Genomic DNA, 22,106 nt, shown 5'->3' with positions numbered 1-22,106 from the left:
ACCGCGTCATCGCCGCCGACGAGGGGCGTATGTGGCGCCGAACTGATGTTGAGGCGCCACATACGCCCCTCGAACGCGGGAGAGATACGACATGCCGTGGGACACTCGCCAGCTCGCTGAACTGGCGGACACAACAGTGAACACCACCCGCCACCATCACCATCGTAACGCCGCCGTGTGCGTTCTGGCCGACCGAGTCGAGGATGCCGGCGCAGGACGAAAGCTTCCCCGAGACCATTGTCCTACAGAGCGAGCTCGACTCGATGACGCCGTTTGAGCAGGGCTGGACGGCCGGCACGGGGCTGGCAAACACGAGCTTGATCGCGGTCGACAACGAGAGCATCCACGGTGTCTTCCCCTACGGCACGAAGGAAGTGGACCGCCCAGTGCTCGACTTCCTGCTCGGCGGAGACCGCCCCGCTCAGACTATTGCCGCGGCCGGCAAACCCCTGCCCCTGAAGCGGTCCACGTACGAGCCGTGGACACCGCTCGATGAGAACGCCGAACACGCCATCGAAGCCCCGTTGTTCACAGATCCGTCTATCCCAGGAAAGAGAGCAGTTCACACCACAGGAGAGGGTACCGACAAATGACTCAACAACCTGACGAACCATCCATCGAGGCAAGGGCAAAGACACCCTGGACGGCGAATAGTCCCGGCTCCCCGATCCTGCCCGAGGACCTCTTACTTCTGCTCTTTCAACCCGAGTCCGGAGTCATCGCAGGCGAGAACACCCTCTTCTACGTGCTCGCCGGGGCTGTGCTCGCGGACCTTGCCCTTCACGAATCCGTAGCCATTACGACAACCCGGGCTGGGTCCATCAACGTGGAAGCCGTCCGGGAGAAGGCGCCGCCGTCGGATGAGATCCTCCTCTCCGCCTGGGAGTATGTGTCGGACAAACCGCGTGGCGTGCAGACTGTGCTCCCCGCGATCGGTCCGAGACTCCGTCACCCCCTGTTGGAACGCCTCATCGCACGCGGCGACATTCGCAGGGGCAACCGCAAGGTACTCGGCTTCTTCAAGATGACCGTCCTCAAGGACAGCCAGAACGGGCGTCGGGCCGGCCTCCTCAAAGAAGTCCGTGACGTCCTCGTCGACGGTACGGAGCCAACCGCTCGCATCGCCGCACTTGCGGCTCTGATCGGGGCCAGCGGTGCGCTCCCCCAGTTCGACCCGCAGATCCCCTGGACCTCGGCGGTGATCAACCGTGCTCAGGAGCTGAAACGTGGCAACTGGGGTGCCGGAGCCACCAGCGAAGCGGTCACACGCACCATGACCGCAGTCATCGTCAATAGCGTCATCAGCACAGCCGCCGTAGCGTCGTCGCATCAGTGAGTGTTTCAGAGTGACCGCTGGTCGGATGACTGGGCCGGCGTCCGCAACGCACGAGGCTCCTGTGCCGTTGAGAGAGGTGTTCGACGTCTCGACTCATCAGCACAGGCGCCCCGTTGGTCCCATGTCCCGCCGCACTCGGCCTACCTCACGCCCTGGTCGAGTGGGCAACTCTGCTCATCGTCGCCCATGAGAGTGACGACAGATGCGCCTACGGCTTCTCACCGTTGCACTACTCAGCCCGGCTGTCGAAGTCCAGCGCCAATGCGTGGTTCAGGAACGGACGTTCGCACGGACCGCCTCCTCGATGGGTGTCGACCCCGTGTTGAGTTCAAGGATCTGCCGACCGATCCGGGGCTCGTGGAGCAGTTCAGCGAGGGTAGCGGCGACGTCTTCGCGAGCGATCTCCCCATGGAGATCCGCCGGCCCGAGAGACACGGTGCCGGTTCCCGGATCGTCGAGGAGGAGTGAGGGACGGAGAATCAACCAATTCAGATCGCTTCGGCTGAGTGCGACGTCTACACCCGGCGGTGTCATAGCCTCGAAGCAACAGTGCAGGTGAGAAGGGTTGCTCGTGGCAGTGCGGAGACCGTTGACGCTCGAGGAGCGTGAGGAGATCGCGGTCGGCCGCGCCCGGGACGAAGGGGTGCGGGCCTCGACAGGGCGAAGTGTTCGGGCTGAGTCCGGAGGACATCGACTACGCGAGGGGTGTGCTGCATGTCCGCCACCAGGTCCAGGCGATCAACGGGAAGCTGTACTTCACCCTGCCGAAGGGTGCGAAGACGCGTACCGTCGACATGCCCTCATCGGTGGCAGATGAACTGAAGCGTCATGCTGAGATGTTCCCACCGGTGGAGGTGGAGCTTCCCTGGGAGAAGCCGGGGCCGGACAGACCGACAAGGAAGTTCTCCCTCGTGCTCACCACGCGCTTCAGCAACGCCATTGCCGTGAACACGTGGAACACCTACACCTGGAAGCCCGCGCTCGCCGAGGCCGGGATTATTCCACCGCGCGCCAAGGATGCGAAGCAGTGGCAGTGGGAGGCGGCGCCGAAGGACGGCTTCCACGTACTGCGGCACACCTATGCCTCGATCATGTTGGAGGCGGGGGAGTCCGTGGTGACGTCGGCGCGATGGCTCGGGCACTCCTCGCCAGCCGTCACGCTCGGTTACTACGCTCACTTCATGCCGGAGGCCGGGAGCAAGGGGCGCACCGTGATCGACGGACTGCTCGGGGAGAAGGGAGATCAGTGTGCCGGCCGAAACTCCCCAGATTCTCCCCAGGGCTGATCGTGGCCGATTCCCCGGAACACGGGGGTCTTGGGAAGGTCATGGATTGCAAGGCCAAGGGATCGCGTAGCCTGGGGAAATGCTGATCGAGGTCACCGCAACCCGCTACATCACGCCCCTGCGCGAGGGTGGCTCGCTGCCGGGACTGATCGAGGCCGACGACCTCGGGACCTACGTCCTCAAGTTCACCGGTGCGGGCCAGGGCCGCAAGACCCTGGTCGCCGAGATCGTCTGCGGGGAACTCGCCCGACGGCTGGGGTTCCGGGTGCCGAGCCTGGTGACGGTCGAACTCGATCCGGTGCTGGGACTGGGCGAGCCCGACGAACAGGTTCAGGAACTCCTCAAGTCCAGCGGGGGCACCAATCTGGGCATGGACTTCCTCTCCGGCGCGCTCGGCTTCGACCCGCTCGCCTTCGAGGTGAGCCCCGAGGAGGCCGGGCGGGTCGTCTGGTTCGACGCGCTGGTGAACAACGTCGACCGTTCCTGGCGCAACCCCAACCTGCTCCGCCGAGGCGGCGAACTCTGGCTCATCGACCACGGCGCGACCATGATCTGGCACCACAACTGGCCCGGCGTGGAGCGCTCCGTCGCCCGACCCTACGACGCCTCCGACCATGCCCTGAAGGCATTCGGGCCGGACGTGGCCGCCGCGGCGGCGGAACTCGCGCCGCACGTCACCGCGGACCTGCTCGCCGAGGTCACCGCGGAGATCCCCGACGTATGGCTGGCCGGTGAACCCGGATTCGATACGCCGGACGAGCTCCGGCAGGCCTACGCGCGCGCCCTGCTCGCCCGCGCGGCCACCGTCCACGAGCGCGTCCACGGCATCGGGGAGAAGGAGAACCAGTGAGCGACCGCAGTGACCGGATCGACCGGCATGTCTTCGAGTACGCGCTGCTGCGGGTCGTGCCGCGGATCGAACGGGGCGAGTGCGTCAACGCCGGGGTGATCGTGTACTGCCGTCACGAGGCGTTTGTCGGGGCCGGCATTCACCTCGACGCGTCCCGGCTGCTGGCACTCGACCCGCACGTGGACCTGGCCGGCGTCCGGGCCGCGCTGCGTGCCGTCGAGGGGGTGTGCGCGGGTGGGGACGCGGCGGGTCAGGCCGCCGGCGACGACGCCGGCCGGCGTTTTCGCTGGCTGATCGCCCCGCGCTCCACCATCGTCCAGCCCGGTCCCGTGCACACCGGGCTCACCGCCGATCCGGCGGCCGAGGTGCAGCGACTGCTCGACCTGCTGGTGCGCTGACCCGACGGGCCGGCACGGCGAACCACCACGGCGGGCCGCCTCAGCAGGAGGCTGCGGCGGCCCGCCGCTCAGAGGTGCACGGGAGTGGGGCGGCGTACGGACGTACGGGTGTCGGCCCGCGCGTCAGCTGCGACGGCGCTTCACCAGGTAACCGGTCGCGGCGAGGGCACCGGCCGCGAAGGCCAGGCCGACTTCCGTGTCCCAGTCGCTCGGTCCGGCGGCCGACGAGCCGCCCAGCACGCCCTCCACACCGTGCGTCGGCGCGACCGTGGCAGGGGCGGTCATCGCGGGGGCCGTCATCGAGGCGAGGGGAGTCGCGGGTGTGGCGGGTGCGGTCGGAGTCGCGGATACGGCGGTGGTGGCCGCCGGACGGGGAGCGCTGGTGGAGGAGGTGAGGGAGTCGCCACGGCGGGGAAGGGCCTCGCAGGCGACGTTGTCGTCGGGGCCCTGGTCCTCGTCGAGTCGGTTGGGGTCACTCCGGTCCAGGTTGAACAGGGCTTGGGCTTCCTCCTGGTAGGTGAAGTCTGAGCAGTCCAGGTCCTGGGCGTGAGCGGTGTGGGCCACCGGCAGTGTCGTGGCGAGCGCGATGAGTATGCCGAGGGCATCGGTGCGTCGGCGCATGATGCGCCTCCTTTCCAGCCACGAGTGGCTCGCGTTTCGACGCTAGGCGCGCAGCCGTGGGCCGATCGGGTGGTAAACGCGGGACCCGGGTTGGGGACGGAACCGGGCGGGCGTGGTCTGCCCGGGGGTCCGGCGGGCCGGGGAATGGATCACACAGCAGGGTGGACCGTTGACACCGGGTGCCAGGGCTTCTAGCGTCACGTCTGTTGAAGGTACTAAGCGGTCGCTCACCCATCTGGGCGGTCGCAGGAGCCGCATCCCAAGGTCGAGGAGAAGCAGCGATGTCCACCACTGAGCAGCAGCGGGTCGCCGTCGTCACCGGTGCCGCGCGCGGTATCGGCGCCGCCACCGCCGTACGACTGGCCGCCGAGGGCCGTGCGGTCGCCGTGATCGACCTCGACGAGGGAGCCTGCAAGGACACCGTCGAGAAGATCACCACGGCCGGTGGCAGGGCGCTGGCGGTCGGCTGCGACGTCTCGGACGAGGCGCAGGTCGAGGCCGCCGTCGCCAGGATCGCCGAGGAGCTCGGCGCGCCGACCATCCTGGTCAACAACGCGGGCGTGCTGCGCGACAACCTGCTCTTCAAGATGAGTGCCTCGGACTGGGACACGGTCATGAACGTGCACCTGCGCGGTGCCTTCCTGATGTCGAAGGCATGCCAGAAGCACATGGTGGACGCCGGCTTCGGCCGTATCGTCAACCTGTCCTCCTCCTCCGCGCTCGGCAACCGCGGCCAGGTCAACTACTCCGCGGCCAAGGCGGGCCTGCAGGGCTTCACCAAGACGCTCGCCAAGGAACTCGGCAAGTTCGGCGTGACCGCCAACTCCGTCGCACCCGGCTTCATCGCCACCGAGATGACCAAGGCCACCGCCGACCGCGTGGGCATGGGCTTCGAGGACTTCAAGGCCGCCGCCGCCACCCAGATCCCGGTGGCCCGGGTCGGCGAGCCGGAGGACATCGCCAACGCCATCGCCTTCTTCACCGGTGAGGCCGCCGGATTCGTCTCCGGCCAGGTGCTGTACGTGGCGGGCGGACCGCTCGACTGAGGAACGCCGTGACCCGGGACCGCTCAAGCTCGCGCACGACCGCGCTGTGCGACCAGGGACGGCCAGGGGCCGCTCGTGGATGGGCCCGGGGACGACAAGGCACGACTAGGGGACAGGGAACATGACTTCAGTGGAACTCTCGGGCAAGGTCGCCCTGGTCACCGGGGCCAGCCGCGGCATCGGGCTCGGCGTCGCCGAGGCGCTGGTGGCGCGCGGTGACCGCGTCTGCATCACCGGCCGCAACGAGGACACCCTCAAGGAGGCCGTCGAGAAGCTCGGCGCCGACCGGGTCATCGGCGTCGCCGGCAAGGCGCACGACGAGGGCCATCAGGCCATCGCCGTCGAGCGCACGATGGAGGCCTTCGGCCGGGTCGACTTCCTCGTCAACAACGCCGGCACCAACCCGGTGTTCGGGCCGATCGCCGACCTCGACCTGAACGTGGCGCGCAAGGTGTTCGAGACCAACGTCATCTCGGCGCTCGGCTTCGCCCAGCGAACCTGGCACGCCTGGCAGAAGGACAACGGCGGGGCGATCGTCAACGTCGCCTCCCTCGCGGGCGTCGCGCCCTCGCCCTTCATCGCCGCGTACGGCGTGAGCAAGGCGGCGCTGATCAACCTGACCGGGCAGCTGGCGCACGAGTTCGCGCCGCGGGTACGGGTCAACGCGATCGCCCCGGCAGTGGTGAAGACCAAGTTCGCCCAGGCGCTGTACGAGGGCCGGGAGGAGGAGGTCGTCGCCTCCTACCCGCTGGGCCGGCTCGGTGTGCCGTCCGACATCGGCGGGGCCGCCGCGTTCCTCACCTCGGACCAGTCGGAGTGGGTCACCGGCCAGACCCTGGTGATCGACGGCGGCATCCTCCTGAACGCCGGCGTGAGCTGAGCCCGGCATGCGGTGCCCCGGCATGCGGTGTTCTGGCGCGCAGTGCGCCGGCACGCGTTGAGCCCGCGGGTGCTGAGCCGTTGTGGTGCGGGCCACAATGATTCCGGTACGGGCGTCCGTTGACGAAACGGCGCCCGTTCCGGTGTTTTCGAAGACGGGTGGACCGATGACAACGTAGTCAACGCAGAGTGACAACGTGATCTACAACGAGTTGATCTCAACAAGCATACGAAGGAGGGTACGAGGACGAAATACCGCGGTATCGTCTGCCGACTCTTGGGACGGCAGATCGAGGAGCGTGCGCGTGTTCAAGCGGAACCGATGCCTGCGAGGGGTGGCGGCCATCGCGTCGCTGTCGTCCTTGGCCACCGGCTGCGGTGTGCTGACGTCCGACACTCCGGACGACGGAAAGCCGATCGTCGTGGGGACCACCAGCCCGCCGAGCACCCTGGACCCCGCCGCCTCCTGGGACAGCTCCTGGGAACTGTTCCGCAACATCTACCAGACGCTGCTGAGCTACCCGGTCGGCGCGAGCACGCCCCAGCCGGACGCCGCCGAGGGCTGCGAGTTCTCCGACGAATCCCGCCAGGTGTTCCGCTGCGAACTGCGTGAGGGGCTGAAGTTCTCCGACGGCAGCACGCTCGACGCCAGGGCGGTCAAGTACTCCGTCGACCGTATCCGCAAGATCAACGTCAACGGCGGTCCGGCCGGTCTGCTGGGCAGCCTCGAACGGGTGCAGGCGCCGAGCAGCCGCGAAGTGGTCTTCCACCTCAACAAGCCCGACGCGACGTTTCCGTTCGTGCTCGCCACGCCGGCTCTGTCGATCGTCTCCCCGAAGGCCTACCCGGCCGACGCCCTGCGCGAGGACTCCGGCATCGTCGGCTCCGGGCCCTACGACCTCCAGTCGTACGACGAGGGCAAGGAGGCCCGGCTCGTCCGCAATGAGCAGTACAAGGGCTACGCCGAGCGGCAGAACAGCGCCGTGACGATCCGCTACTTCCAGGACTCCGCCGAGATGGTCAAGTCGCTGCGGGAGAACCGGGTCGACCTCACCTACCGAGGTCTCGCCGCGGACGACGTCGTCGAATTCCAGGGCAGGGCCTCCAAGGAGGAGGAGATCAAGCTGGTGGAGGGCACCAGCACCAGCATCAACTACCTGGTGTTCAACCCGAAGGACCCGTGGGCGGGCAAGAAGCCGGTGCGTCAGGCCATCGCCCAGGTCGTCGACCGGAGCGCGATCGCGCACAAGGTCTACCGGGACACCGTCGATCCGCTGTACTCGATGGTCCCCAAGGGGCTGACCGGCCACACCACCGGATTCTTCGACGACTACGGCGACCCCAGCGTCGACAAGGCCCGGCGGATCCTCACCGAGGCGGGCATCACCGAGCCGGTGCCGCTCACCCTCTGGTACACCACGGACCGCTACGGCTCCGAGACCAAGCTGGAGTTCCAGGAGCTGGAGCACCAGCTGGAGGCCTCCGGGCTGTTCGAGATCACCCTCGAGAGCCGCCCCTGGAATACGTACGTCGAGGGCTACCAGAAGGGCGAGTACCCGGTGTTCGGGCGCGGCTGGTCCCCCGACTTCCCGGACGCCGACAACTTCATCGCCCCGTTCATCGGCAAGCAGAACGCGCTCGGCACGCCCTACGAGGCGCGCGAGATCAGCAACGTCCTGCTGCCCCAGTCCCGCCGGGAGAGCGACCGCGGCAACGTCGTGAAGGACTTCGAGGACGCCCAGCAGATCCTCGTGGACGACGCGCGGCTGCTGCCGCTGTGGCAGGGCCGGCAGTACGTCGCGGCGAGCCGGGACATCTCGGGAGCGGAGCGGGCGCTGGACCCGTCGACGATCATGATGATGTGGCAGCTCTCCCGCAAGATCAGCTGGTAGACGGTCCAGGGAGCTGATTGTCGGTGGTCGCCTGTAGGTTCTGAGGCATGGAAGCGACCGCAATCGTGAGGACGTTGACGTGACCGACATCGCCATGCTGCCCGAGTCCTGGCGCGGGGTTCTGGGTGACGAGCTGCAGCAGCCCTACTTCAAGGAGCTGACCGAGTTCGTCGAGGAGGAGCGGGCGAAGGGTCCCGTCCACCCGCCCCGCGAGGAGGTCTTCGCGGCACTGGACGCGACGCCGTACGACAAGGTGAAGGTCCTGATCCTCGGTCAGGACCCCTACCACGGCGAGGGTCAGGGACACGGCCTGTGCTTCTCGGTGCGGCCCGGGGTGCGGATTCCGCCGTCGCTGCGGAACATCTACAAGGAGATGCACGCGGATCTGGGCACGTCCGCCCCGGACAACGGCTATCTGATGCCGTGGGCCGAGCAGGGCGTGCTGCTGCTCAACGCGGTGCTCACGGTGCGCGGCGGCGAGGCCAACTCGCACAAGGGTCGGGGCTGGGAGCGGTTCACCGACGCGGTCATCCGCGCCGTGGCCGACCGGCCCGACCCGGCGGTGTTCGTGCTCTGGGGCAACTACGCGCAGAAGAAGCTGCCGCTGATCGACGAGAACCGCCATGCGGTGGTCAAGGGGGCACACCCGTCGCCGCTGTCGGCGAAGAAGTTCTTCGGCTCCCGTCCGTTCACGCAGATCAACGAGGCGGTGGCGGCGCAGGGCCACGAGCCGATCGACTGGACCATCCCGAACCTGGGCTGACGCCCGCCGGTCCGGGGCGCGCCCGGTTCCCGGTGGCAGGGGCGGTCCGGTGCGTCGCGGGGCGGTTCGCCCCGGATCGTCCCTGCCTGCCGGTAGCGTCGGGAGCGACGATCCGGCGAGCGGTACGGAGGGCGTGGTGGCGGACGAACAGAAGCAGGCGGCGCCGGATTCCGTACTGACGCGGATCGGGCAGGTCGTGATGCTGCACCACGCGGGGGACCGGGAGGAGGCGAGGCATCGTCTCCTCGGGCTGTGGACGGAGATCGGCGCCCACGGCGACGCCCTGCACCGCTGCACACTCGCCCACTACCTGGCCGACACCCAGGACGACCCCGAGGACGAACTCGCCTGGGACCTGAGGGCGTTGGCGGCAGCGAACGAGGCCGAGGGTGAAGCCGCCGGTGACCGCTCCGCCGGGTACGAGGGCATGCCCGCGGTGCGTGCCCTCTATCCCTCCCTGCACCTCAACCTCGCCGCCGACTACGCCCGGCTCGCCCGCCCCGATGCCGCCCGCACCCACCTCCACCGGGCCCGCGGCGCCGCCCGCGTCCTCGCCGACGACACCTACGGCGACAGGGTCCGGGCCGCCATCCGGCGCATGGAGATCCGGCTGGACGAGGAGAGCGGGACGGCCGGGAGGTGGGGGCCGCCGAGGCAGCGTCCGTAGGGCAGGCACTGCGGCGGTCAACGCCCGTAGGTCTCCTCGCAGATGGCCGCCTCCGGGCTGTCCGCGGGCCAGCGGCCGTACTCCCTGCCCAGGGCACAGACCTCCGCCCGCCCGCGCAGGTCGCGGCGGACCGCATTCGCGGCCTCGGAAACCTCCGCGGCGGATGCTCGTGGTGAGGCGGTCCTGCCCTGGGCTGGGCCGCCGGGGGCAGGCCGCGGGTTCCGGTCGTCGAACGGCGCGGTCCGCTGCGGTGCGGGTGCCGTGGGGGTGGCACGGTGCGAGGGGGACGCGGGCGGCTTCGTGGGCCGCGACGGAGCGATCATCTCCAGGGCCTCGCGCGCAGGTGCCTGGACCGCCTGCCGTGTCCGGCCGTCCGGGCGCGGCTCCGACAACCGGGCCGCGCCGGCGGGCGGGCCGGGCGCGGGGGGACGCTGAACCGTCACACAGCCCGCGAGAGCGGAGACCGCCACGGTCACCAGTAGTGCTGCTGTGGTCGTCTTTCGATGCACCCACGTCACTCTGCTGCCTCCGGCCGCCCGCGGGCCGGAGGACGGGCGGAGGATGCCCCGCAAGGGTGATCTCCGACCCCGTATGGGGGTCATGGGAGTGCCGAGGGTGACGTGCGGTCAGGCCCCGGCCGGGGAACAGAGAGGGGCAGGCGGGCATACCGTGATCAGGGGCGCACCCGGCCGGCCCGGTGCCGTCGTCAGTCGCCGGTGGCACCGTCGAGCCGCTCGCGGAGCAGGTCGGCGTGGCCGTTGTGACGCGCGTACTCCTCGATCATGTGGGTGTGGATCCAGCGCAGGGTGATCCGCTCGCCGAACCGGTGCCGCCCCTTGGCCAGGTCGTCCAGACCGAAGCCGGCCGCGTTGCGCCGGGCGATGTCGGTCTCGGCCTGCCAGGTGGTGTACACCTCCTGCCAGGTCTCCGCCCCGGTGAGGTGGAACTCGCCGTCCGGGTCGGCCTCGCTGTAGTGGAGCGGGTCGGCGTCCTCGCCCGCGAGTACCCTGCGGTACCAGCCGCGTTCGACGTCCGCCATGTGCCGCACCAGCCCCATGAGCGACAGCTCGGACGGTGGCACCGAGGCGGTGCGCAGTTGCTCGTCGGTCAGGTCCTCGCACTTCCGGGCGAGGGTTTGGCGGTGGTAGTCGAGCCAGCCCTCCAGCATGGTGCGGTCGTCGGCGTCCATGGCGGGTTCGTGGCGCTGGGTCGTCATGCCCGCATTCTTTCCGGTCGCGGAGGTCCGCCGCCAGAGCTTTTCAGTCGTCAGGCGCTTGTCGGGCGGCGAGCATCCCGTCCAGCAGCTCCCGCAGACTCGCCCGCACCGCCTCCTGATGACCAACCATGCCGGGATCGCCGTACGCGACACCGCGATCGCCGTGCTTTCGAGGACCGCCTCGGGACTGCTCCTGAAAAACTTCGACGAGGTCGCCTCCTGGCGGCCGCCGACATCGGACGCCGTATCCTTCGGGGCAGAACCACGACAGTGAGCACGGCGGTGACGATCACGGCGGTGACGATCACGGCGGTGACGATCACGGCGGTGACGGAGTCGGAGTCGGTGACCGCGGCCGTGCCCGTGCCAGGCAACCACTGGAGGAGAACACCCCGTGAAGGTCGGCTGCATCGGACTCGGCGACATCGCGCAGAAGGCCTACCTTCCGGTGCTCGCCACCCGGCCCGGCGTGGAACTGCACCTGCAGACCCGCACCCCCGCGACGCTCACCCGTGTCGCCGACGGCCTCCACCTCCCGCCCGGACAGCGGCACGTCGGCCTCGACGCCCTGCTCGCCCAGGATCTCGACGCCGCCTTCGTGCACGCTCCGACCCAGGTCCACCCGGAGATCGTGACCCGGCTGCTCGAGGCGGGCGTACCGACATACGTCGACAAGCCGCTCGCCTACGAACTCGCCGACTCCGCGCGCCTCGTGGCCCTCGCCGAGAAGCGGGACACGAGCCTCGCCGTCGGCTTCAACCGGCGCTTCGCCCCCGGCTACGCGCAGTGCGCCGGTCACCCGCGCGAGCTGATCCTGCTGCAGAAGAACCGGATCGGGCTGCCGGAGGAACCGCGCACGATGATCCTCGACGACTTCATCCACGTCGTCGACACCCTGCGCTTCCTGGTTCCCGGCCCGATCGACGACGTGACCGTGCGGGCCCGCACCGAGGACGGGCTGCTGCACCATGTGGTGCTCCAGCTCGCCGGGGACGGCTTCACCGCCCTCGGCGTGATGAACAGGCTCAGCGGCTCGGCCGAGGAGATCCTCGAGGTCTCCGGCCAGGACACCAAGCGGCAGGTGGTCAACCTCGCCGAGGTGATCGACCACGAGGGCCGGCCCACCGTGCGCCGGCGCGGCGACTGGGTGCCGGTGGCGCGTCAGCGCGGGATCGAGCAAGCGGTGCTCGCCTTCCTGGACGCGGTCGGCGAGGGCAGGACGCTCAGTGCCCGGGACGCGCTGACGACCCATGAGCTGTGCGAGCGTGTGGTGCGTGAGGTTCAGGAGCGGGCCGCCGCCTGAGCCGCACGGCCCGTACGCCCTCGGTGGCCCCCCACACGGCCAGGCCCAGCAGCGCCGCGTGCGGCAGCCAGTCGCCGAAGCGGACGTAGAGCGTGGTGCCGTGGGCGAGCGGGACGTCGTACACCCGCGTGGTGCTCGCGTCCGTGCCGAGCCACGGCCCGACCCGCCCGCCGTCCGGGCCCTGGACGGCGGACACACCGGTCAGCGTCGCGTGCACCATCGACCGCCCGGTCTCGGCGGCGCGCAGCGCGGCGAGCGAGGCATGCTGCTCGGGCGCCCAGCTCTGCTGGAACGTCGACGTCGACGACTGGGCGATCAGCACATCGGCACCGTCCTCGGCCAGATTCCGGCTCACGTCCGGGAACGCGGACTCGAAGCACACCGTCGGACCGATCCGCAGCCCGCCGCCCGCGTCCATCACCACCTGCTCGGTACCGCGCCTGCGGTCCTCGCCCGCCGCCTCACCCACGGACGTCGCCCAGCCCAGCAGGGAGCGGGCCGGGATGTACTCCCCGAACGGAACCAGGCGCATCTTGTCGTACCGGTCCCCGGTGAGGCCGTCGGGGCCGACGAGCATCGAACTCTTGTAGATGCCGGGCTGGTCCGAGCGCCGTGCGTCCACGTTGACCAGGATCTCCGCGCCCGTCGTGCGGGACAGCGCGGCGAGCCGCCGCGCCAGGCCGGGCCGGGCGCCGAGGTCGAATCCGACGCTGCTCTCGCCCCAGACGACCAGGTCGACGCCTTGGCCCGTGAGCCGGCGGGTGAGCCGCTCCTCGCGGTCGAAGCGCCGGTCCGCACCGTCCGGTCCGGAGACGACGCCCGGCTGGACGACCGCGATCCTCGTCCGGCCGTCGGTCTGCGCGACAGGCGCTCCCACCCATGCGACGGACGTGACCACGCCCGCGGCGACCAGACCGGCCACGGCCGGCACCCTCGCCCGCCGCACGACGAGCAGCACGGCCACGGCGACGTTCAGCAGCACCACCAGGAAGCTGAGCAGCCACACCCCGCCGACCGACGCCAGCCGCAGCGCCGCCGCCACCTGCCACTGACTCGCACCGAGCACGCCCCAGGGGCCGCCCAGCGCATCCCAGGAACGGACCAGCTCGACGGCCAGCCAGGCCGACGGCAGCACGACCAGCGCGGCCGTGACCCGTCCGCGCGACGGCACCCCGCCCAGCAGCCGCCGCACCAGCCACCCCCAGGGCGCCCACAGCAGGCCGAGCAGGGCCGCGAGGACGAACGTGAACACATGCAGGTTCGGCAGCAGCCAGTGGTGCATCGCGAGCATGAAGCCGAACCCGCCCCACCAGCCGTCGAACGCGGCGCGTCGCCCGGTGGGCGCGGTGCGCGCCAACGCGATCCAGGGCACCAGCGCGACGTAGGCGAACCACCACAAGGACGGCGCCGGGAAGGCCAGTACGGGCAGGGCACCCGCGACCGCGGCGACGGCCGAGCGTCCCCACGGGGAGGCGAGCCAGTGGCCGAGCGTCTTCAACGGCGCCTCCCTGCCCTCCCTGTCCCATGCGTGCCACCAGTGTGCGCCCCGGACAAGATCCGGGACAGGGCGCGTCGGCTCAGTGGACCACGGGTGCCGCGGACCGGGCGGGAAGGCGCCGCCACTTCTCGCGCACGACCACCTCGTGCAACCGCCAGCCCTCGTCCGTGCGCAGCATCCCGAACGCGTACCGCCCCCCGCACACGAAATCCGGCGCGGGCGACCCGTCCTCGCCACCGGCAGCCGCGCCCATCGGGTTCACGTAGTCCGCCTGCACCCGGGCCGTGTCACCGGTGTCCTGTTCCCAGACCCCGAAGCGCACCCGCCGGTTCACGATCAGATGCTGCCGCATCGGAAACACCCGCAGGCTCTCCGCGAGCCAGGCCGCCACCTTCCCGGCGTCGCCCTCGATGCCGCCGGCCGAGCGGTAGTCGGCCCGCCCGTCCGACGTGAACAGCCCTCGGTACGTCTCCCAGTCCCCGTCGTCGACCGCCACCGCGTACTCGGTGACGACCTCGTCCAGGGCCAGCCTGTCCCGCACGGTCGCAAGCTCCACACGCTGCGTCATCGGCTCAGTGTTGGCCATCGCAGGCCCGGAACCAAGAGCCCTGCGCGGATATTCACCCGGCGTGAATGTCTGCTTCCACCCACCCCGCAGAGGCACGGGTGCGGCCGTGCGTGTGTCAGGCTGTGGATCTTCGGTTGTCGGGGCGGGCTGGTGTTCGGAGGTTTGTGTGAAAAGGCTTGTCACTGTGGTGACCGGTGGCGGTCGGGGGATCGGGGCCGCTGTCTGCCTGCGGCTCGCGGGGGAGGGGCATGACGTGGTGGTGGGGTACGTGCGGGACGCCTCGGCGGCGGAGCGGGTGGCGGAGGGGGTGCGTGCGGCCGGGGCGCGGGCCGTCACCGTGCGGGGGGACACGTCCGACGAGGCGGATGTCGAGCGTCTGTTCGATGCGGCGGAGCGGGAACTGGGGCCGGTGACAGGGTTGGTGAACAATGCGGCGGTGACCGGGCCGCTGGGGCGGTTCACCGATGTCGACACCGCGACTCTGCGCCGGGTCGTCGACGTCAACCTCATGGGGACACTGCTGTGCTCGCGCCGCGCCGCACAGCTCATGATGCCCCGGGGCGAGGGAGCGATCGTGAACATCTCGTCGGGGGCCGCCACTCTCGGCAGTCCCGGCGAGTACGTCCACTACGCGGCGACCAAAGCCGCCGTCGACAGCCTCACGGTGGGACTCGCCAAGGAACTCGGACCGGTCGGCATCCGCGTCAACGCGGTCGCGCCGGGCGTGATCGACACGGAGATGCACGCCGCCATGGGCGCCCCGGACCGGGCCCGGCAGGCCGGCGCCGCGGTGCCGCTGCGCCGCCCGGGGCAGCCGGAGGAGATCGCCGCGGCGGTCGCCTGGCTGATGTCGCCGGACGCCTCGTACACGACGGGGGCGGTGCTGCGGGTGGCGGGTGGGCGCTGAGCGCGTGTCTGTCCCGGCGCGTGGACGGGGCCGCCGCGACGGCGGGGGTTCAGGCCGCCTTGACGACCCGGTCGCGGATCGCCGCCGCCCACTCGACCACCAGGAGTTCGTACTCCGCGCGCTCCTGGGCCGACAGGGAACCGCCCGCGCGCAGCCACAGTGCTCGGATGTGCTCGTTGACCTCGGTGGCCGACCGCACGGAACCAGGGGTCACGCAATCGGGGGACATGCCGAACAGCCTAGGGCCACGCACTGACAGTGCGCTACCGGACGGCTACCCGTCACCTATGGGTTCGGTCACGCCCCCACGGACGGCCGGGTCGCGGACGTCGGGTCAGCCCCCCGACTCCGCCGCGTGCGGGCTGAGGGCGCCCGTGGCCACCAGGACGAGGATGACGACGCCGAGCGCGATGCGATACCAGACGAACGGCATGAAGCTCTTGGTGGTGATGAACTTCATGAACCGGTTCAAGCGTAGATGTCCTGAGCGGCTTTGACCTGCTGTTTCCACCACTCTTCAAGATCGAATGCGAGAGCAGTGGGAGATGGCACTTTCCAGTGCTCTCCCTCGCTGGCCGCGAAGTGCAGCCACCTGGTTTGCAGGGGTAACGTGCGAGTAGAGACCTTCCACGCCGGCGACCTCGTGGCCCATGCGGGTGGCGTTGACGGTGAGGCAGACGTCGCCTTCTGGGATGCGGTCAAGCGCGAGGACTCGGCGGTTGTGGCCGAGGAGTTGGGGCCAGATGCAGAGGCTCTGCACACGGTGTTGCCGGCCTTGTCGTCGTCGTGGCGGCGGCGTGAGCGGCAGCGTCGGAAGGTACAGCGCTGGCGTTACCGGGTGGACTGGAAGCCTCTTCCCAATTCGCGGGCACAGGAGTCGTTGCAGGGCGGCTGGCTGCTCGTCGTCCCGCAGGGCCGTTGCCCTTGCCGGAAACCTCATCCGGCCTGGTTGCGCAGCATGCTGGTACTCGTGAAGGAGGCCGCCGAGTCGGTCGGTTCGATGTATGTCGAGGCGGGCGATTTCGTCCGGATCGGTGATCGGTGATCGGTGATCGGTTCGGGGAGCGGGTGCAGCGGGCAGGCGTTCGCGATGCCCTGGTGCGGCCGGTGCGCGTTGTAGAACTGCTCGAACTCCCGCAGTGCGTGGAGGAGATGTCGCTGGTTCCAGATCAGGGTGCGGTCCAGCGGTTCACGGCGGCAGGTCTGCACCCACCTCTCCATGATGGAGTTCATGCGGGGGATCCGGATGCCACTGAGCACGGCCTCGATCCCCGCGTCGGCGAGGATCGTGTCGAACAGTTCGGGGAACTTCCCGTCCCGGTCCCTGATCACGTAGCGGGCCTGGCAGCAGGCGTCCTGGAGATCCATGACGAGGTTCCTGGCGGCCTGCGCCGCCCAGGAGGCGGTCGGGTGCGCCGTCGCGCCCAGGACGCGGATGCGCCGGCCGGCGTGCCCGATCACCGCGAACACGTACAGCCGCGTCCCGGACAGAGTGATGGTCTCGAAGAAGTCACACGCCAGCAGGGCATCGGCCTGGGAGCGCAGGAAGTCCGCCCAGGTACTGGACGTCCGCTCGGGTGCCGGCGGGATCCCGGCGTCCTTCAGGATCTCCCAGACCGTGGACGCCGCCACTTTCACGCCGAGGACGAGCAGTTCACCGTGCAGGCGCCGGTAGCCCCAGGTCGGGTTCTCGCGGGCCAGGCGCAGGACCAGGGCGCGGATGGAGCGCACGGTGCGCGGTCAGCTCCCGCGTTTCGGCCGGGACCGGGCGGCGTGGCGGCGGGCGACTATGTCGCGGTGCCAACGCAGCACGGTGTCGGGCAGCACCAGCAGCCGCATCCGACGCAGCACCTCGGGCGGCAGACCCTGGAGCAGCGCCGCCAGGAACGCCCGTGTCGACGATCAGGCAATTCCCCACTCTCCGGCCGTCGAGTTGGCGCTCCAGTACCCCGATTCTGATGACGCAGCGCGAGGATCTCCGCGTCCTTGTCCTGGTTGCTCACCGGCAGCAGCCGCAGCAGGCGAACACGTTCGCCACACCCAGACAGGCAAGTCGAAGCAGCACGACAGATCATCCTGCCGGGGCACTCACCAGGCGCCCAGAGCACCCGACCGAGCCGTACGAGGGCATATCCGCGGGCCAGGAAGAGGGGCAGAGCCACCGGCTTCGGCCCGCGGTCGCACTGGTGACGCGCGCCATCTTGCGACCATCCAACCTTTTTGGTTGCATCATTGTATGTTGTTCCAGACTCCCGCCCTGACCGACGAGGACGAGCGGGTTCTCGCTGAGATCGAGACCCTGCGCGAAGACCTCCGCCACTTCCTACGGCCCACTGTGCGTTGGACCAAGCAGCTCCGCCGGAACCTCACGGCACGCAATATCGCCGGGTCGAACACGATTGAGGGCTACGCCGCGTCGGTGGACGATGTCGAGGCCCTGATGTCCGGCGAGGATCCTTTGGAGGCCAGCGACGAGACTCGCAGGGAGGTGGAGGGCTATCAGCGGGCTATGACCTACATCCAGGGTCTCTCAGACGCCGGGGAGGGATTCCGCTACGACCTGGGGCTCCTCAACGGTCTCCACTTCATGATCCAGGAGCATCACCCCGATAAGCGGCCCGGCCGGCTCCGCAAGGGCCCTGTCTACATCACGAGCCCCGATGACCCCATGGTCATGGACTACACGGGGCCCGACTACGAGACGGTCCCCGGACTCATGGCGGAGCTGGTCGCGTGGCTGAACGAGGGCGACCTCGACTCGCCCGTGCACGTTCGCGCCTCCATGGCCCACCTGAACCTCGTGAAGATCCACCCATGGGCCGACGGCAACGGCCGAACATCCCGGGCCTTGTCGACGCTGGTGTTCTCGCGGGAGGCGCTGATGCCTTCGGAGTTCTCCTCGATCGAGGAATGGCTCGGGCGCGGCCAGAACACCTACCGCTACTACGACATGCTCAAAGATGTCGGCGGCGAGGTGTGGAGCCCTCAGCGTGACGCCGGGCCGTGGATCAGATTCTGTCTCGGCGCCCACCACATGCAGGCGCAGACGGCGAAGCGGCGCATCGAGTTCTTCCGCGACGCCTGGCTCCTGCTCGTCGATCAGGTGGAGACATCCGGCCTTGACGAGCGCATGGCCTTCGCCCTGATGCCCGCCCTCGCCGGAGGGAAGGTGCGCCGGACGATGTACCAGCGGGACGCGGACCTGAGCTCGGACACGGCGATGCGCGACATGAAGGCCATGGTGCGCACGGGATGGCTACTCTCGCATGGGCAGGCCCGCGGACGCTTCTACACCGCTGGCCCCGCCATGGATCCGGTGAAGGCAAAGATGAAGACGATCACGAAGCCGCTGCGCAATCCGTACAGCACCCGCTGACCGCCGCGGTCCCGTCTCCCGGTGAGGCGGGGCTTCGTCGTGCCCGGAGCAGAGACCGCGGCACCGATAACCGCAGAGGGACTGTCAGACCCTGCCTTTGCCGAGAACTCCGTCCGTGCAGTTCAGGCCGCATGCTGGTACTCGTGGAGGGTGCCGCCGAGGCGGTCCCGTCGTCGTATGTCGAGGTGGGCGATCCTGTCTGGGTCGGTGACCGGCGCGGGCAGCGGGTGCAGTGGTCGGGCGCCTGCGATGCCCCGGTGGGGCCGGTGGGAGTTGTAGTGCTGTTCGAACTCGCGCAGGGTGTGGAGCAGGTGGCGCTGGTTCCGGATCAGGGTGTGGTCCAGCAGTTCGCGTCGGCAGGTCTGCACCCACCGTTCCATGAGCGCGTTCATGCGCGGTATGCGGATGCCGCTGAGTACGACCTCGATCCCCGCATCATCAAGGACGGTGTCGAACAGGGCGGGGAACTTCCCGTCGCGGTCGCGGATCATGAACCGGGCCCGGCAGCCGGCATCCTCGAGATCCATGACGAGGTTCCTGGCGGCCTGCGCCACCCAGGAGACGGTCGGGTGCGCCGTCGCGCCCAGGACGCGGATGCGCCGGCCGGCGTGCCCGATCGCCGCGAACACGTACAGCCGCGCCCCGGACAGGGTGACCGCTTCGAAGAAGTCACATGCCAGTAGGGGATCAGCCTGGGAGCGCAGAAAGTCCGTCCAGGTGCTGGAACCCCGCTCGGGTACCGGGTCGATCCCCGCCTCCTTCAGGATCTCCCACACCGTGGAGGCGGCCACCTGCACGCCCACAACCAGCAGCTCGCCGTGGATGCGCCGGTAGCCCCAGCCGGGATTCTCCCGCGCCGGACGCAGCACGAGAATGCGGATCGAGCGCACCGTACGCGGCCGACCCGCACGCTTGGACCGGGAACGGGCCGCGTGGCGGCGCAAGATCAGGTCACGGTGCCAGCGCAGCACAGTGTCCGGCGCAGCACACCGCGCGGGAGCCGGTGCAGCAGCGCGGCCAGGAACACCCGGTCACTCGGGGGCGAACCGCACCCGATCCCGTCCGGGTTGGCGTTCCAGCACCGTGATCTGATGACGCAGCGCGAGGATCTCCGCGTCCTTGTCCTGGTTGCTCACCGGCAGCAGCCGCAGCAGGGCGAACACGTTCGCCACACCCAGATAGGCAAGTCGAAGCAGCACGACAGATCATCCTGCCGGGGCACTCACCAGGTGCCCAGAGCACCCGCCCAAGCGCCCGCGCTCGACACCACCCGTACACCAGCCCCCACCAGGACGGATGAGTTTTTCGGCAGGTACAGGGCGCGTACACACCCCCGGCCGCCTCGACCGTGCGCGTGATGACAGACTTCTCCGGCAACGGGACTCCCGACGATCTTCTTGCTCGACACAAGTTGATCTATCAGGACGTCCCGTTGCGTCATTCACCAGGGCTTGACCTGCGACTCAAGACTCAAACGCAACGGTGTTGATGACCAGGGGCTGCTGTCCAACGTCGCCACCGACCAGGGGACAGCCGAAGCCGAGCCGGAGGGCGGGGGCGCCTGCCGGCTCCGGTGGAGGGATACCGCGTCGGCCTCGACCGCCTCGTCATCGTGCGCCGCGACGCGGAGCGCCTGGCGCTGGCCCGCGTCGTCGACCGGCACCGCCGGGGCCGCATCCTGCTTCACGGCAACCGGACCGTGGTCTTCAGGTGACGTGATGTCGGGCGTCGTCGCCGGCGTTGCGGTTTCGCCGTCGCAGTCGACCCGGACTCGGGCGCGCTCCGCCCAGCCGGGGTCTCCGTCAGGATCGGTCGTCGGCCCTGGGGCGCTCGGCGACGACGAGGAGGTAGCCGAAGCCAGCGACGTCGATCATGTCCTTCGGGTCGGACTTCCAGTCCAGCTTGTCCAGCACCTCGGTCGGCATCTCCGCAGCCCGCTCCGTCAGGGTCTGGAACGTCCTGCGCAGGGTCTCCTCGCTGATGTCGCGCATTTCCGTGAACTGGAAGCCCGCCGTGCGCAGGAGCCGGGGATAGTCGTCGACCTGCACCATCGTGCTCATGAGGTCCTTCAGCATCACGTCCACGACGGCGCGGTGGGCGGGGGGCAGCGGAGTCCGCTCGTGGAAGTCGGTCAGCGCGAGCCGGCCTCCCGGGCGCAGTACCCGCCGGATCTCCCGGAGCACCTGCCCCCGGTCCGGCATATGGATCATCGACTCCAGGGCGACGACCGCGTCGAAGGACGCGTCGGGGAACGGCAGTTCCATCGCGTTCGCCTGGTGGAACTCCGCACGGCATGCGGACGTCTGGGAGCGCGCCAGCGCGTTCGCCCGCTCGACCTGCTCCTTGCTCACCGAGATGCCGGTCACCTCGGCGCCGCTGAGCCGGGCGATCCGCACACCGGGGGTGCCGACCCCGCAGCCGACGTCCAGGAGACGTGAGTCGGGGCCGACGTGGAGGCGCTCGGTCAGCAGGTCCGTGAGCAGGTCCGTGGCCTCGTCGAAGGAGAGGTCGCTGTCGGGAGATTCCCAGTATCCGAAGTGCAGGTTCTTCCCCATCGTCACTGACGCGCTGTCGATCAAAGCGTCGTACAGCATTCCGACTTCGTCGGGGATGGGAGTGGCCACGGTTCCGGCCTGAAGGGGCATTATTCTACTCCAGAGTTCTGACACGCCGATCGAGGATCAGACAGTGATCAGATTAATCTGAAATGCTGTCTATTTGATTTCCGCTCATCGATTCAGAGCGTCCTCTTCAGGGACGTTACCGGCTGTCTGCGAGAGGGGCAATTTCCCTCTATATTGCGTCTTATCCGCCCGTGGTGCCGGGTCTGACGCATGCGCGTCGCGCCTGGAATGAATTCGTGGAAGACAGGGGACGCGCACAGGTGAGGGCTGGAGTGACGAACGAAGATCAGCTGCTGGCGTACCTGAAACGGGTCACTGTCGATCTCCACCGGACACGAGAAAGACTGCGGGACGTCGAGGAGCGGCCGTCGGAGCCCATCGCGGTCGTCGCGATGAGCTGTCGCTATCCCGGTGGTGTCCGGACGCCGGAGGACCTGTGGGAACTGGTGTCTTCGGGCGGCGACGCCATCTCGACGGTTCCGGAGGACCGCGGCTGGGACTTCGAGGCACTGGACGACGCCGCGCACGCGGGCGGATTCATCGACGACGCGGGAAGCTTCGACCCGGATTTCTTCGGGATTTCCCCGAACGAGGCGCTGGCGATGGACCCGCAGCAGCGCTTGCTCCTGGAGACGAGCTGGGAGCTGTTCGAGCGGGCGGGCATCGTTCCGGAGGCTCTGCGCGGCGAATCGGTTGGCGTGTTCGTGGGGGCCGCCGGCCAGGATTACTGGGACCTGCATCCGAATCCGCCGGAAAGCGTCGAGCCCTATATGAACACGGCCACCGCGGCCTCGGTGCTCTCGGGCCGGGTTTCGTATGTGTTCGGGTTCGAGGGGCCCGCGGTGACGGTGGACACGGCGTGTTCGTCGTCGTTGG

26 protein-coding genes and 3 pseudogenes are annotated in these 22,106 nt (G+C 69.2%); 18 read left to right on the top strand and 11 right to left on the bottom strand.

Features of this window, described 5'->3' with window-relative positions; genetic code table 11:
* Positions 1 to 155: 155 nt before the first annotated feature.
* The 3 genes and pseudogenes from ACFPZI_RS30745 to ACFPZI_RS30735 all read left to right on the top strand — a co-directional run.
* A complete protein-coding gene (locus ACFPZI_RS30745; RefSeq protein WP_381369961.1) occupies positions 156 to 593 on the top strand; it encodes an alpha/beta hydrolase in 438 nt (145 codons plus the stop codon).
* A complete protein-coding gene (locus tag ACFPZI_RS30740; RefSeq protein WP_381369941.1) occupies positions 590 to 1,336 on the top strand; it encodes a GOLPH3/VPS74 family protein in 747 nt (248 codons plus the stop codon). Before ACFPZI_RS30745 ends, ACFPZI_RS30740 begins: the two co-directional genes overlap by 4 nt.
* A 113-nt stretch (positions 1,337 to 1,449) precedes the next feature.
* Positions 1,450 to 1,542, top strand: a pseudogene (locus ACFPZI_RS30735) (IS5/IS1182 family transposase); the annotation flags it as partial.
* Between the two features lie 64 nt (positions 1,543 to 1,606).
* On the opposite strand, the gene ACFPZI_RS30730 reads toward ACFPZI_RS30735, so the two are convergent.
* Complete coding sequence (locus ACFPZI_RS30730) at positions 1,607 to 1,870, bottom strand: NAD(P)H-binding protein (protein WP_381369938.1); 264 nt, start codon at positions 1,868 to 1,870, stop codon at positions 1,607 to 1,609.
* 173 nt (positions 1,871 to 2,043) lie between these two features.
* Between ACFPZI_RS30730 and ACFPZI_RS30725 the strand changes: the two genes are divergently transcribed.
* From ACFPZI_RS30725 to ACFPZI_RS30715, 3 genes are all read left to right on the top strand, one after another.
* Entirely contained in the window at positions 2,044 to 2,622 is a 579-nt protein-coding gene (locus ACFPZI_RS30725) for a site-specific integrase (RefSeq protein ID WP_381369935.1), read from the top strand.
* Between the two features lie 79 nt (positions 2,623 to 2,701).
* The gene (locus tag ACFPZI_RS30720; protein WP_381369932.1) at positions 2,702 to 3,472 is read left to right on the top strand and encodes a HipA family kinase; all 771 of its coding nucleotides are present in this window, start codon (positions 2,702 to 2,704) and stop codon (positions 3,470 to 3,472) included.
* On the top strand, positions 3,469 to 3,870 hold the full coding sequence (locus tag ACFPZI_RS30715; protein ID WP_381369930.1) for a DUF3037 domain-containing protein: 402 nt from the start codon (positions 3,469 to 3,471) through the stop codon (positions 3,868 to 3,870). The genes ACFPZI_RS30720 and ACFPZI_RS30715 overlap by 4 nt, the downstream gene beginning before the upstream one ends.
* A gap of 123 nt (positions 3,871 to 3,993) precedes the next feature.
* On the opposite strand, the gene ACFPZI_RS30710 is transcribed toward ACFPZI_RS30715, so the two are convergent.
* Positions 3,994 to 4,491: an excalibur calcium-binding protein gene (locus tag ACFPZI_RS30710; protein WP_381369927.1), complete on the bottom strand. Its 498-nt coding sequence runs from the start codon at positions 4,489 to 4,491 to the stop codon at positions 3,994 to 3,996.
* A gap of 281 nt (positions 4,492 to 4,772) precedes the next feature.
* Between ACFPZI_RS30710 and fabG the strand changes: the two genes are divergently transcribed.
* The 5 genes from fabG to ACFPZI_RS30685 all read left to right on the top strand — a co-directional run bounded on the left by fabG (position 4,773) and on the right by ACFPZI_RS30685 (position 9,738).
* On the top strand, positions 4,773 to 5,537 hold the full coding sequence (gene fabG / locus ACFPZI_RS30705) for a 3-oxoacyl-ACP reductase FabG (protein WP_381369924.1): 765 nt from the start codon (positions 4,773 to 4,775) through the stop codon (positions 5,535 to 5,537).
* A gap of 121 nt (positions 5,538 to 5,658) precedes the next feature.
* Positions 5,659 to 6,417 (top strand): SDR family oxidoreductase, encoded by a 759-nt coding sequence (locus ACFPZI_RS30700; protein ID WP_381369921.1) that lies wholly within the window; start codon positions 5,659 to 5,661, stop codon positions 6,415 to 6,417.
* 304 nt (positions 6,418 to 6,721) lie between these two features.
* The gene (locus ACFPZI_RS30695; protein WP_381369919.1) at positions 6,722 to 8,308 is read left to right on the top strand and encodes an ABC transporter substrate-binding protein; all 1,587 of its coding nucleotides are present in this window, start codon (positions 6,722 to 6,724) and stop codon (positions 8,306 to 8,308) included.
* A gap of 79 nt (positions 8,309 to 8,387) precedes the next feature.
* Positions 8,388 to 9,071 (top strand): uracil-DNA glycosylase, encoded by a 684-nt coding sequence (locus tag ACFPZI_RS30690; protein ID WP_381369916.1) that lies wholly within the window; start codon positions 8,388 to 8,390, stop codon positions 9,069 to 9,071.
* A 136-nt stretch (positions 9,072 to 9,207) separates the two neighbouring features.
* Positions 9,208 to 9,738: a hypothetical protein gene (locus ACFPZI_RS30685; RefSeq protein WP_381369913.1), complete on the top strand. Its 531-nt coding sequence runs from the start codon at positions 9,208 to 9,210 to the stop codon at positions 9,736 to 9,738.
* 17 nt (positions 9,739 to 9,755) lie between these two features.
* Here the strand turns inward: ACFPZI_RS30685 and ACFPZI_RS30680 are convergent, their stop codons facing one another.
* On the bottom strand, positions 9,756 to 10,247 hold the full coding sequence (locus ACFPZI_RS30680; RefSeq protein WP_381369910.1) for a hypothetical protein: 492 nt from the start codon (positions 10,245 to 10,247) through the stop codon (positions 9,756 to 9,758).
* Positions 10,248 to 10,444: 197 nt separating this feature from the next.
* Positions 10,445 to 10,954, bottom strand: a complete 510-nt coding sequence (locus ACFPZI_RS30675) for a DinB family protein (protein WP_381369907.1) — start codon at positions 10,952 to 10,954, stop codon at positions 10,445 to 10,447.
* 118 nt (positions 10,955 to 11,072) lie between these two features.
* On the opposite strand from ACFPZI_RS30675, the gene ACFPZI_RS30670 reads away from it, so the two are divergent.
* Positions 11,073 to 11,228, top strand: coding sequence for a hypothetical protein (locus ACFPZI_RS30670; RefSeq protein ID WP_381369904.1), 156 nt, complete (start codon positions 11,073 to 11,075; stop codon positions 11,226 to 11,228).
* Positions 11,229 to 11,348: 120 nt separating this feature from the next.
* On the top strand, positions 11,349 to 12,257 hold the full coding sequence (locus ACFPZI_RS30665; RefSeq protein ID WP_381369901.1) for a Gfo/Idh/MocA family protein: 909 nt from the start codon (positions 11,349 to 11,351) through the stop codon (positions 12,255 to 12,257).
* On the opposite strand, the gene lnt is transcribed toward ACFPZI_RS30665, so the two are convergent.
* Together lnt and ACFPZI_RS30655 are read right to left on the bottom strand one after the other, a co-directional pair.
* The gene (gene lnt, locus ACFPZI_RS30660; RefSeq protein WP_381369898.1) at positions 12,178 to 13,755 is read right to left on the bottom strand and encodes an apolipoprotein N-acyltransferase; all 1,578 of its coding nucleotides are present in this window, start codon (positions 13,753 to 13,755) and stop codon (positions 12,178 to 12,180) included. The genes ACFPZI_RS30665 and lnt overlap by 80 nt on opposite strands.
* Positions 13,756 to 13,834: 79 nt before the next feature.
* The gene (locus ACFPZI_RS30655) at positions 13,835 to 14,323 is read right to left on the bottom strand and encodes a nuclear transport factor 2 family protein (RefSeq protein ID WP_381369895.1); all 489 of its coding nucleotides are present in this window, start codon (positions 14,321 to 14,323) and stop codon (positions 13,835 to 13,837) included.
* A 166-nt stretch (positions 14,324 to 14,489) separates the two neighbouring features.
* Here ACFPZI_RS30655 and ACFPZI_RS30650 point away from each other — a divergent pair, with 166 nt between their 5' ends.
* Positions 14,490 to 15,230: an SDR family NAD(P)-dependent oxidoreductase gene (locus ACFPZI_RS30650; RefSeq protein WP_381369893.1), complete on the top strand. Its 741-nt coding sequence runs from the start codon at positions 14,490 to 14,492 to the stop codon at positions 15,228 to 15,230.
* A gap of 49 nt (positions 15,231 to 15,279) precedes the next feature.
* On the opposite strand, the gene ACFPZI_RS30645 is transcribed toward ACFPZI_RS30650, so the two are convergent.
* Both ACFPZI_RS30645 and ACFPZI_RS30640 read right to left on the bottom strand, forming a co-directional pair.
* On the bottom strand, positions 15,280 to 15,459 hold the full coding sequence (locus ACFPZI_RS30645; RefSeq protein WP_381369890.1) for a hypothetical protein: 180 nt from the start codon (positions 15,457 to 15,459) through the stop codon (positions 15,280 to 15,282).
* Between the two features lie 105 nt (positions 15,460 to 15,564).
* Positions 15,565 to 15,696 (bottom strand): annotated as a pseudogene (locus ACFPZI_RS30640) (undecaprenyl-diphosphatase); the annotation flags it as partial.
* A 72-nt stretch (positions 15,697 to 15,768) separates the two neighbouring features.
* On the opposite strand from ACFPZI_RS30640, the gene ACFPZI_RS30635 reads away from it, so the two are divergent.
* The gene (locus ACFPZI_RS30635; RefSeq protein WP_381369887.1) at positions 15,769 to 16,275 is read left to right on the top strand and encodes a hypothetical protein; all 507 of its coding nucleotides are present in this window, start codon (positions 15,769 to 15,771) and stop codon (positions 16,273 to 16,275) included.
* On the opposite strand, the gene ACFPZI_RS30630 is transcribed toward ACFPZI_RS30635, so the two are convergent.
* Positions 16,167 to 16,961: an integrase core domain-containing protein gene (locus ACFPZI_RS30630; protein WP_381369885.1), complete on the bottom strand. Its 795-nt coding sequence runs from the start codon at positions 16,959 to 16,961 to the stop codon at positions 16,167 to 16,169. The two genes, ACFPZI_RS30635 and ACFPZI_RS30630, sit on opposite strands and share 109 nt — an antisense overlap.
* Before the next feature lie 505 nt (positions 16,962 to 17,466).
* Between ACFPZI_RS30630 and ACFPZI_RS30625 the strand changes: the two genes are divergently transcribed.
* Positions 17,467 to 18,606: a Fic family protein gene (locus ACFPZI_RS30625; protein ID WP_381369882.1), complete on the top strand. Its 1,140-nt coding sequence runs from the start codon at positions 17,467 to 17,469 to the stop codon at positions 18,604 to 18,606.
* A gap of 122 nt (positions 18,607 to 18,728) precedes the next feature.
* Here the strand turns inward: ACFPZI_RS30625 and ACFPZI_RS30620 are convergent.
* A pseudogene (locus tag ACFPZI_RS30620) lies at positions 18,729 to 19,805 on the bottom strand (integrase core domain-containing protein).
* Between the two features lie 374 nt (positions 19,806 to 20,179).
* Here ACFPZI_RS30620 and ACFPZI_RS30615 point away from each other — a divergent pair.
* Complete coding sequence (locus ACFPZI_RS30615) at positions 20,180 to 20,320, top strand: hypothetical protein (protein ID WP_381369880.1); 141 nt, start codon at positions 20,180 to 20,182, stop codon at positions 20,318 to 20,320.
* An 88-nt stretch (positions 20,321 to 20,408) separates the two neighbouring features.
* On the opposite strand, the gene ACFPZI_RS30610 is transcribed toward ACFPZI_RS30615, so the two are convergent.
* Positions 20,409 to 21,230, bottom strand: a complete 822-nt coding sequence (locus tag ACFPZI_RS30610) for an SAM-dependent methyltransferase (RefSeq protein WP_381369877.1) — start codon at positions 21,228 to 21,230, stop codon at positions 20,409 to 20,411.
* Positions 21,231 to 21,502: 272 nt separating this feature from the next.
* On the opposite strand from ACFPZI_RS30610, the gene ACFPZI_RS30605 reads away from it, so the two are divergent.
* Positions 21,503 to 22,106, top strand: a 604-nt coding sequence (locus ACFPZI_RS30605) for a beta-ketoacyl synthase N-terminal-like domain-containing protein (protein WP_381369959.1), incomplete at its 3' end; no start/stop codon positions are given.

Origin of the sequence: Streptomyces chlorus, from assembly GCF_042655885.1 — a bacterium.
In the GTDB taxonomy this organism is placed as follows: Bacteria; Actinomycetota; Actinomycetes; order Streptomycetales; family Streptomycetaceae; genus Streptomyces; species Streptomyces chlorus.
Note: the sequence above shows the minus strand (reverse complement) of the source record. Positions and strands in the feature narration are given on the sequence as shown.